This is a genomic window from Nonomuraea cypriaca, from assembly GCF_015645445.1.
GTDB classification, from domain to species: Bacteria; Actinomycetota; Actinomycetes; order Streptosporangiales; family Streptosporangiaceae; genus Nonomuraea; species Nonomuraea cypriaca.
On sequence record NZ_JADOGI010000332.1, the window covers coordinates 1 to 9,243 of the forward strand.

The window sequence follows — 9,243 nt, forward strand, 5'->3', positions numbered from 1 at the left end:
CCCTCCGAACCGGTCGCACCCGGCTCCCCCACCGAGCCCCGCACGCCGGTTCCGCCCGGCCCTCCTGGGACGCCGAGCTCACGACCCGGGCCTGGCTCTCCGGCCGTGCCGCTGACATCGCCTGAGCCCAGGTCGACGGCTGTGTCCGCTCCGCCGGGGTCCTCCGCCTCCTGTGATGCGTCGTCCGTGTCTCGCCGTTCGCTCATCTGCCTCCCCCTCTACGAGAGCTGATCCCGTACGTAGTCGCGCCACCGCGCCGTCAGCGTGGCCGTGGAGAGCCCCAGAGCGGCGAGCGCCTGATCGGCCCCCCTCGCCCGGGCGGCACGGTAGAGCCTCACCAGGGTCCCCTCACCGAACCGGTCAGCGAGGAAGCGACACGCCAGCCAGGCCTCTTGGTACGCCCGAGCCAGCCGTACGGGGTCCCGGCCGTCGGCGGCGAAAGCCGCGGGCCCGGGCAATTCAGTCGGCAGGCGCCCGTCCCGCACCTCGGCGGCCAGTTCGGCGGCGGCCGTCTTCACCGGCAACCCGGAATCCCGATAGCCCACGTAGTCGGCGAACCCCTCATAGAGCCAGACGGGCACACCATCGGTGCCGGCCGCGACGTGGGTGAGCTCGTGGGTCAGGACCACGTCCTTGCCCACCGGGCTCAGCAGGGCGAAGAACTCGGGTACGACGATCACCCGCGTGCCGTCGGCCACCGCGGCCAGCCCGTCGACCCGCCCCACCCCGGCCAGGCTCGCCGCCTCGGCGGCGGACGCGGGAACGACCACCAGAGGTCGTACGGGGGCACCGAGCACCACCGAGACCCGGCGCCCGGCTTCGTCGGCCCTGCGCGCCATCTCGTCGAGCGAACGGCGCGGGGTGTGATGGCCGACGACCACGGCGTGGGTCCCGCGGGCGACGACCGTGCCTTCGCACCACAGTCCGCGCACTCCGGGGGGAAGCATCGGGGCGGCGGCGCCGGCGGGAGCGACGGCGAAGAGCAGGAGCCCGGTCACCACGGCTCGTCGGCTCACCTGCACGGACACGCTGCCCGATCGTAGTCGCCCGAACCGGGCACCGGCCCGGCGTGTGCGGCGGGTGGTGCGCCGTCGGCTCCGCCGTACTGGAAGGAGGGGGTTGTAGAAGATAGTGGAGAGCCCCGCCCGAACCAGGCCGTGTTTCAAAGCATCACGACGTAGGCGGGCGGGGCTGATTTCACAGGCCGGGACGGACCGCGCCGACGAACGACGACCTGCGCCATCCGCCCAGCTTGTCGATGCGTACCCGTTCGCCTGTCCGCGGCGAGTGGATCATCTTGCCCTTGCCGACGTACATGCCCACGTGGCCGAGCCCGTTGAAGAACATCAGGTCACCGGGCTTGAGACTCCGCCAGGAGACCTTGTTCCTTGCACGGGCGAACTGGCTGCTCGCCACGCGCGGGAGCTTCACCCCGGCCTTCTTCCAGGCGAACTGGACAAGGCCGGAGCAGTCAAACGAACCAGGTCCTTCGGCGCCGTAACGGTACGGGTCACCGATCTGGTTCTTGGCCACGGCGACGGCCGTGGAGGCCTTCGCCTTCTGGCGGGCGATCCTGGCCGACTTGGCCGACCTCGCGGTCGTGACCTTGACCGACCTCCCCGTGGTGGCGGCCGTGGCCGCGTTCGCCGTGGAGGTACGGGCCGAATCGCCGGTCGTCGCCGCTTGAGCCGCTGGGGCATGGAGGATCAAACCTCCGGCCGTCACGGTCATCGCGAGTGCTACGCCATTAATGGCAAAGCGGGACAGACGGGGGTTTTGCAGGGAGGTAGACAGGATTTCTCCTTGGGACTTCCACGAACGCCTACCGGGTTAGCTGACGGATTCGGGCCTGGAAGTAGCCCTACGGCGCGATAGGCGCGCCGATTCACCCCTGATCCCTAGGGGAACTGGGATCGCTGGGTCCCCGGCTCCGTGCCTCCTGGCTGCACGGACTCGGCAGGTCGCCGCCCGACCAGATATGTCGAAATGGGGATGTCAGGCGCGACCAGCGGATCTTTATCTGTCTTGCATCGGGAGGGACCGATGCCTGGTTCGCGACGACATGGCTTGTTCACCGCGACGACGCCAGAAGCTACGCGCAAACGTCAAGAATCAGCAAAGCGCCGGTCAGCTTGTAAAGATCGAATAAGGAGTCAGTAAGGCGTGAAACCCCTGCTGGAACGCCAGGTTCCGTTATGCAAATGTGACCCTGCTCACAGTTGACTGCGGGCCGATTTGTCAGGTGCTGAATGTCGTATTCGTCACAGTTCCGCACCTGTATCCCATGGGCCGCATCTCGAACCGCGCGACGGCGACAGGACGCGTTCTGGGCCGCGCGATCGGGTTCGCCGACGCGACCGGCCACACCCGCAGGCAGTCAACTATCCATCGTCGTAGTAGTGGATCGTCACGCAGGGTGTTCACGTGGTGCCCGGAGACGCCGAGGAATCCAGATATGGCCATGCGAAGGCCGATGGGTGACCGAAACCCTGTCCGAAACCCAACGGACAGGGGACCAGGAGAACCAGGTGTTTACGGGCGGACGGCGCCGACGAGGTTGCGGCCGTACTCGGAGAGTTTGACGATCTTGACCACGTCGCCGGTCTGCGGCGCATGGACGATCTGCCCGTTACCGGCATAAATACTGACGTGCCCCAGGCCCTCGCTGAAGATGAGGTCCCCGGGCTGCAGGGCGTCCAGTGAGACCTTGCGGCTGGCGCCCCACGACCACTGCGCCCACGTCGTACGCGGCAGCGACACGCCCGCCGCCCGCCACGACGCCTGCGTCAGGCCGGAGCAGTCGAAACCGCCAGGACCCGTCCCCCCGAACACGTAGGGCTTCCCCACCTGCGCGTACGCGAAGCGAAGGACGGCGGCCGCGTTGCCCGAGGCGGGACCGGTGTACTGGACGCCGGTGCTGTTCGGGTTGCCGGGATTGTAGGCGCCCAGTTTCCTCAGGAGCTTCTTCTGCTCGTCGATCAGCTCGAGGATCTCCGAGCGCTCCTTCTGCACCGCGTCGCGTCCCTTGTCCGCCGCCTCCAGCGCCTTCTCCGCCTTGTCGCGCTCGGCCTTCAGTCCGCGGTTCTCCCGGTCGAACGCGGCGAGCTTCTGCGCCCGCTCCGTCGTCATCTGCCCGGCCAGCGCCATCCTGGACAGCGTGTCCTCCGGCTTGTCCGCGGTGATCAGGCCAGGCAGGGTGGTGGCGTAGTTGCCCAGCTTGTACGTGTCGACGGCCATGTTGACCACCTGGGCACGCAGGTCCGCGACCGTGGCCAGTTTGCGCTTGTAGCTGTCGTTCAGCTTCGTGTAGGTGCCCTTGGCACCCTTGTAGCGCTCCGTCGCCGCGTTGAAGCGGTCGACGACCTTGTCGGCCTTGTCGTTGAGCTTCTCGAGCTTGGCCTTCGCCTGACTGATCGTCGGCTTGGGATCGGCCGCGGCCGACCCCATCGAGGACAGGACCAGTCCGAACGCGAGACCCGCGGCCACCGGCACCCGGCCAAAACTCACTGTGTCGCCTCCCAGGGGATTACATCTGGGGCGAAATAGTACAGAAGTGGCGGGCGAGGTCCCACCTAAACGCAGCAATTCGTAACTTAGGCGCGACCGAGTCGACGCAACAGCAAACCAGACGGAACGGGTCTGGCACCCATCCGCCTGACGGACTCGGCCACCTCGCGGTCCGACGACACGACGGCGATGGCCCGGCCGGGCGGCTCGGCGCGTACGAGCCGGCGGATGAGGTCGTCGGCGATCTCCCCGGGAGCGCTGAACAGGACCCGCACCCCGCGCGGCGCCACCACCTGCACGGGGGCGTTCAGTTCGGCGCCGTCGAACACCACCGTCACCTCGACCCGCGTCTGCGCGACCAGCCCGCCGAGCCCGTTCATCAGCCGGGTGCGCTGGTCGGCGAGCGTGAGCGTGCCGTAGCCGGTCTTGGTGACGTTGTAGCCGTCGATGATGAGGTGCACCTGCGGCAGCGCCAGGAGCTGGTCGAGCAGCTGGGGGTCGTCGTCTGCCAGGGCGCGCGCGGGCACGCCGCGGACGCCGGGACGCTCACCGGAGCTCGCCGCGACCGAGTCGGCGGGCCGGCTGATCGTGGTGGGCAGGGCCAGCTCCCTGCGCAGCCCCGCCGAGGCGTCCTGCAGCGCGTCGAGCAGCACCCTGATGCGGGCGTCCTCGACGCTCCTGCCCTCGCGGGCGGCCCGGCGCGAGGCTTCGAGCTGCCTTTCCACGTCGGCCAGGCGCTCACGCAGCCGCCGCAGCTCCGACTCGCCGGCGCTGCCCGCGACCGAGGCGGCCGATCTGGCCTCCTCCGCCGTGTGCTCCATCTCCTCGGCCCGCCGGATCGCGGCCTTGGCCCGCTCGCGGGCGTCGTGCAGCTTGCGCCGCAGATCGGAGTTCTCCGCGCGGGCCGCCCTGATCTGCTCGCGCAGCCGGTCGGACTCCTCCTTGGCGGCGGTCTTCTGCGCGGCGAGCTGTTCGCGCAGCCGCGAGACCACCTCCTCGCGCTCGGCCCCCTCCGCCACCACGGCGGACTGCTCCAGATCGGCGCGGGCGACCTCGATCATCTCCTCCCAGCCGGGGGGCCGGGTGAGATAGGCCGCCGCGGCCACGAGCACGGGGTCGGCGGCGGGCGGGATGTTGCCCTCAGCGAGCGAGGCGACCAGCTCGGGCCATCCGCCGGCCACCGACTCGGCGACCAGCTCACGGAACTTCTTGTCGTTCTCCAGCTGCGCGGCGATGGGCGTGCCGCCCAGTTTGGCGCGTTTGCGCGGGTCGAACTTGGCTATCCCCCGCAAAGGCGGCGGGATGGCGGCAGGGGGCATCGTCCCGAGGACTTGAGCCGCCAGGTCGACGATATTGAGCCGTACCTGCTCGGGAAGCGGGCGAGACAGGTCTTCACCCGCTGAACTCATCCCACTTGTCCCTTCGTGACATGCCCTTTCAGACAAGGGTACGGCTGTCACGTACCTGACCGTAACGGCCGCCGGAAACTGGTCGAGCGCTTGCTCAAGGGTGTCCGGCCGCCTCCGGACGGCCGGACGCCCGCGGGAAAGGCCAGGGCGAAGCCGATTCGAACGTCCACCCATGACCTGGCAGAACGGCGTCAACGCGGATCAAGCGAGGTCGGCGCGATGTCCGTTGTGTCCGAGGCACTCCCACGCGGAGGTCGGCACATCGTCAAGCCCGGCCCTGCTTCTGGCATGAAGGCTCGCACCTGCGCGGAAGCTTGCTTCGTTACGATTTGCACACCCGGACGGACCTGACGCGCGCCGGCCTGGCAGAAAGCTGGAATTCCAGCGCCGTTCAGGTCCCGGCGTCGTAGACCAGCAGTGCCACCTGCACCCGGTTGTTGAGGTCCAGCTTGGTGAGGATCCGCGACACGTGCGCCTTGACCGTGGGCACGCTCATGAAGAGCTCCCGCGCGATCTCGGCGTTCGAACCGCCTCGCCCCACGGCCAGCGCCACCTCGCGCTCGCGCTCACTGAGCCGGTCGAGCAGCCTCCTGGCCCTGGCCGTACGCTCCCCGGCCCCGCCGTCGGACACGTGCGTGATGAGCTGCCGCGTGACCGCGGGCGACAGGATCGGCTCCCCCGCGGCCGCCTTCCTGATCGCCACCACCAGGTCGCCCGGCGGGATGTCCTTCAGCAGGAACCCGGCTGCCCCCGCCCGCAGCGCCCGCAGCACCTGCGCGTCGGCGTGGAACGTGGTCAGCACCACCACCTCGGGCGGCGACGACGTGCGGCGCAACTCCTCGGTCGCGGTGAGCCCGTCGACGCCGGGCATCCGGATGTCCATCAGCACCACGTCGGGCCGGTGCTCGGCCACCAGAGGCGGCACCTCGGCCCCGTCGCCGGCCTCGGCCACGATCTCCACGTCGCCGGCCCCTCCCAGGATCATCGACAGACCGGCCCGCACCATGGCGTCGTCGTCGACGATCAGCACCCTGATCGGGCCGCTCGTCATGTGTCCTCCCCAGACGTCCGCGCCACCGGCCACGGCAGCCAGGCGCGTACCACGAAATCTCCTTCGGGGGCCGGGCCGTGCTCCAGCCGGCCACCGGCCAGCTCCGCCCGTTCGGTCAGCCCGATCAGCCCGGCCTTCGCGCCGGGGATGCGCAGGCCGTGGCGGGTCCCCAGCGGGTTGCGTACCTCCGCCGACAGCTCCTTGCCCGGCTCGCCCGACACGGTGACCGTCACCGGCGCCCCGCTCGCGTGCTTGCGCGCGTTCGTGAGCGCCTCCTGGACGATGCGGTAGACGTTGCGCCCGAGCCCTTCGGGGACGTCGCCGCCGGGCAGGTCGAGCCGCACGTCCATGCCCGCCTGCCGGCACTCCCGCACCAGCGTCGGCAGGTCGGCGAGGGTGGGCTGGGGCCGGTCCGGCACGGTGTCGTCCGCGCCCTCGTCGCCGCGCGAGGCGCGCAGCACGCCGATGACCCCGCGCAGGTCCTGCAACGCCAGGTGGGCGTTGGACCTGATGGCCCCGGCCGCCCTGGCGATCTCCTCGGCCGGCGCGTCGGGACGGAACTCCAGCGCGCCCGCGTGCAGGCTCAGCATGGAGATCCGGTGGGCGAGCACGTCGTGCATCTCCCTGGCGATCCGTTCGCGCTCCAGCCGCTTGGCCTCCTCGGCGGCGCTGTCGGCGCGCTGCCTGAGCGACCAGATGAGCTGCCGCCTGGCCCTGATCACGATCCCCCACGCGAACACGGTCAGCACGATGGCCAGCCCGAGGATGAACCCGCCCATCGGCGTCAGGTCGGGCTGCGGCCTGAGCAGGACGTAGGGGGCCAGGGTCACGATGCCGAACAGCGTGATCGGCCCGGAGATCTTGAACGGCCGGTGCACCGCCACAGTGAACACCGCCACGACGCAGGCCCCGCCGACGAGCTCCAGGTAGGACGAGAGCACGGTGGTCACCAGCGCGAGCCCGACCGGCCACCGGCGCCGCAACCACACCGCCGCGCACGCCAGCGCGCCGAACAACTGCTCGATCGCCATGAGCGGCTCGGGCTCGTCCTGGATCCCCGGCACCGTCGTCAGCGTGATGAAGGAGGCCACCAGGAACATGGCGATGTCGACGATCCAGTCGCGCGTCGAGCGCCGCACCCTGCGGCCCTCGCGCCCGTCGCCGAGCAGCACGGACGGCAGCGCCCACCGATATTCGGGGGCGTCCTCCACGCGCACGTCCGTCACATGTACCGAGGTTAGGCCCTGCCGGGGCGCGGCGACACCGACCAAAGTCGATGTCGTCCGAGACCTACGGCCGACGCGGGCGACTCCTCCCGGACAGGACGCTTGAACACATGAGAGCGGTATTGGAGGTGTTCGGCTGGCTGCTGCTCCTGCAGGGCGTGGCTGGTCTGCTGAACACTCTTTTCGGATGGTGGCCGTGGGCGCACGACCTGATCGTGGTGAACCACCTGCCCTTCCTCGAGGGGTACGAGGTGTTCGCCGCCATCGTGATCGGCGTGCTCGGCTTCGTGCTGCGCGCCGTGGCCGAGTCGGCGAAGAGGGCGGAGGCCGGCCAGTGAGCACGACCAGGCTGCGCCCTCCGCGCAACCACGCCGACCCGCGGGCGATCCGGTGGTGGACGGTGCAGTGGCTGATCCTCATGGTGCCGGTGGCGGGGGCGGCGGTGGCCGCGTACTGGCTGCTCGGCGATCGGCCGGTCTGGCTGGGCGCGGGGGTGGCGGTGTTCGCCGTGGGCTGCGTGGTGCTCGCCCTGGCGGCGCCGCGCGCGTACTACCGGGTGGAACGGTGGGAGGTGACCGACGAGGCCGTCTACACGCGCAAGGGGTGGCTGACCCACACCTGGAAGGTGGCGCCGATGTCGCGGATCCAGCGGATCGACACGGCCAGGGGGCCGGTGCAGCGGTTGTTCGGGCTGGCCGACGTCACGGTCACCACCGCCTCGTCGGCGGGCGCGATCAAGATCGAGGCGCTGGACCACGAGGTGGCCGCCGCGCTGGCCGACCGCCTGACAGCCCTGACACAGACGACGCCCGGGGACGCCACGTGAACGGGGCCATGGGCCGGCCCCTGAGCCCGGATCAGGCCGGGACCACAGATCGGACCGGGAGCACAGACCGGGCCGGGAGCACAGACCGGGCCGGGAGCACAGACCGGGCCGGGAGCACAGACCGGGCCGGGAACCCGAATCGGGCGGGGAGCCCGGATCGGGACATCAGCCGAGGACAGGACGTGGAACCAGGACAGGACGTGAACTCAGGACAGGTTGCGGGCCCCGGGCAACGCGTGGACGAGTGGCCGGGCGGCGAGGCGGGATGGCAGCGGCTCTCCGGCCGGAGTCCCGGGGCGTCGGCGGTCAAGTCACTGGCTCTGGTCGTGCCCACCACGTTCGGGATCGTCCGCTTCCTGGCGGAACGCGACTGGCCGGCCGCGGGCATCGCCGCCGTCTGCGCGGGAGCCGCGCTGCTGATCGTCGCCGCGGTCCTGGCCTACAGCCTGGCCAGGCTCCGGGCGACCCGCTGGCGACTGACCCCCGACCGGCTGGAGTTGCGTTCGGGCGTCACCGTACGCCGGCACCGCTCGCTCCCCCGCGACCGTGTGCGCAGCGTGGACCTGCGGGCCGATCCGGTGCTGCGGGTGTTCGGGCTGACCGTGGTCAAGGTGGGCACCGGGGAGCAGACGGCCGAGGGGGACGAGCTCACCCTGGACCCGATGAGCCGGCAGGACGCCGAGACGCTGCGCCGTACGCTGCTGCCCGTGGCGGCCTCGTCCGCGCCGGGCGACGGGCCGCTGGCGGAGCTGAGATGGTCGTGGATCAGGTACGCGCCCTTGTCGGTGTGGACGTTCACGGGCGCCGCGCTGGTGCTGAGCGTGGCCTACAAGGCGCTCAACAGGGTGGTCGGCGTGGAGGTGTTCACCACGCGGACCGCCGTGGGCGTGTGGGAATGGGTCTCGGCACAGCCGCTGCTGACCGTTCCCCTGATACTCGTGGCGAACGCGGTGGTCGGCGCGATCGGCGCCGCGCTGCTGTTCGCCGAGTCGTGGGGCCGTTACCGGCTGGAACGTGAGCCCGGCCGGTTGAGGCTGCGCCGCGGCCTGCTGACCACCCGGTCACTGACGCTGGAGGAGCGCCGGCTGCGTGGCGTGGAGCTCAGCGAGCCGCTGCTGCTCAGGCTGGCCGGCGGCGCGCGGGTCAAGGCCATCGCCACGGGGCTCGGCAAGGCGGCGGAGAACGAGACCGAGGACGTGGCCGCCCTCACCCCACCACTCCCCC

The 9,243-nt window shown here is 70.6% G+C and carries 10 protein-coding genes, 1 pseudogene and 1 riboswitch; of the genes and pseudogenes, 4 read left to right on the forward strand and 7 right to left on the reverse strand.

The annotated features are described in order from the left end of the window. The 3 genes and pseudogenes from ITP53_RS56660 to ITP53_RS58730 all read right to left on the reverse strand — a co-directional run. Positions 1-206: pseudogene (locus ITP53_RS56660) on the reverse strand (hypothetical protein); the annotation flags it as partial. A 12-nt stretch (positions 207-218) separates the two neighbouring features. After that, a complete protein-coding gene (locus ITP53_RS51220) occupies positions 219-1,028 on the reverse strand; it encodes a hypothetical protein (RefSeq protein ID WP_195902759.1) in 810 nt (269 codons plus the stop codon). Positions 1,029-1,197: 169 nt separating this feature from the next. Further along, positions 1,198-1,533 carry a C40 family peptidase gene (locus ITP53_RS58730; RefSeq protein WP_328818524.1) on the reverse strand — a complete coding sequence of 112 codons (336 nt, stop codon included), beginning with the start codon at positions 1,531-1,533 and terminating at the stop codon, positions 1,198-1,200. On the opposite strand from ITP53_RS58730, the gene ITP53_RS58735 reads away from it, so the two are divergent. Next, positions 1,526-1,687 (forward strand): hypothetical protein, encoded by a 162-nt coding sequence (locus ITP53_RS58735; protein ID WP_236052109.1) that lies wholly within the window; start codon positions 1,526-1,528, stop codon positions 1,685-1,687. The genes ITP53_RS58730 and ITP53_RS58735 overlap by 8 nt on opposite strands. Positions 1,688-1,804: 117 nt before the next feature. Continuing rightward, a riboswitch (cyclic di-AMP (ydaO/yuaA leader) is annotated at positions 1,805-1,969 on the reverse strand. A gap of 563 nt (positions 1,970-2,532) precedes the next feature. Here ITP53_RS58735 and ITP53_RS51230 read toward each other — a convergent pair. The 4 genes from ITP53_RS51230 to ITP53_RS51245 all read right to left on the reverse strand — a co-directional run bounded on the left by ITP53_RS51230 (position 2,533) and on the right by ITP53_RS51245 (position 7,193). After that, complete coding sequence (locus tag ITP53_RS51230; RefSeq protein WP_328818527.1) at positions 2,533-3,507, reverse strand: C40 family peptidase; 975 nt, start codon at positions 3,505-3,507, stop codon at positions 2,533-2,535. Positions 3,508-3,593: 86 nt separating this feature from the next. Further along, positions 3,594-4,916 carry an NYN domain-containing protein gene (locus ITP53_RS51235; protein WP_195902761.1) on the reverse strand — a complete coding sequence of 441 codons (1,323 nt, stop codon included), beginning with the start codon at positions 4,914-4,916 and terminating at the stop codon, positions 3,594-3,596. Positions 4,917-5,307: 391 nt separating this feature from the next. Beyond that, complete coding sequence (locus ITP53_RS51240; RefSeq protein WP_195902762.1) at positions 5,308-5,967, reverse strand: response regulator; 660 nt, start codon at positions 5,965-5,967, stop codon at positions 5,308-5,310. After that, positions 5,964-7,193: a sensor histidine kinase gene (locus ITP53_RS51245; RefSeq protein WP_195902763.1), complete on the reverse strand. Its 1,230-nt coding sequence runs from the start codon at positions 7,191-7,193 to the stop codon at positions 5,964-5,966. The genes ITP53_RS51240 and ITP53_RS51245 overlap by 4 nt, the downstream gene beginning before the upstream one ends. 110 nt (positions 7,194-7,303) lie before the next feature. Here ITP53_RS51245 and ITP53_RS58740 point away from each other — a divergent pair, with 110 nt between their 5' ends. The 3 genes from ITP53_RS58740 to ITP53_RS51265 form a co-directional block, all read left to right on the forward strand. After that, positions 7,304-7,531, forward strand: a complete 228-nt coding sequence (locus ITP53_RS58740; protein ID WP_195902764.1) for a hypothetical protein — start codon at positions 7,304-7,306, stop codon at positions 7,529-7,531. Further along, the gene (locus ITP53_RS51255; RefSeq protein ID WP_207757606.1) at positions 7,528-8,019 is read left to right on the forward strand and encodes a PH domain-containing protein; all 492 of its coding nucleotides are present in this window, start codon (positions 7,528-7,530) and stop codon (positions 8,017-8,019) included. The genes ITP53_RS58740 and ITP53_RS51255 overlap by 4 nt, the downstream gene beginning before the upstream one ends. Positions 8,020-8,201: 182 nt before the next feature. After that, a partial coding sequence (locus ITP53_RS51265) for a PH domain-containing protein (protein WP_195902765.1) occupies positions 8,202-9,243 on the forward strand: 1,042 nt, incomplete at its 3' end.

Bases quoted from the DNA above. Each gene is read 5' to 3' on its own strand.
- ITP53_RS51235 (WP_195902761.1), bottom strand. From the start codon at position 4,916: ATGAGTTCAGCGGGTGAAGACCTGTCTCGCCCGCTTCCCGAGCAGGTA.
- ITP53_RS51240 (WP_195902762.1), bottom strand. From the start codon at position 5,967: ATGACGAGCGGCCCGATCAGGGTGCTGATCGTCGACGACGACGCCATG.
- ITP53_RS58740 (WP_195902764.1), top strand. From the start codon at position 7,304: ATGAGAGCGGTATTGGAGGTGTTCGGCTGGCTGCTGCTCCTGCAGGGC.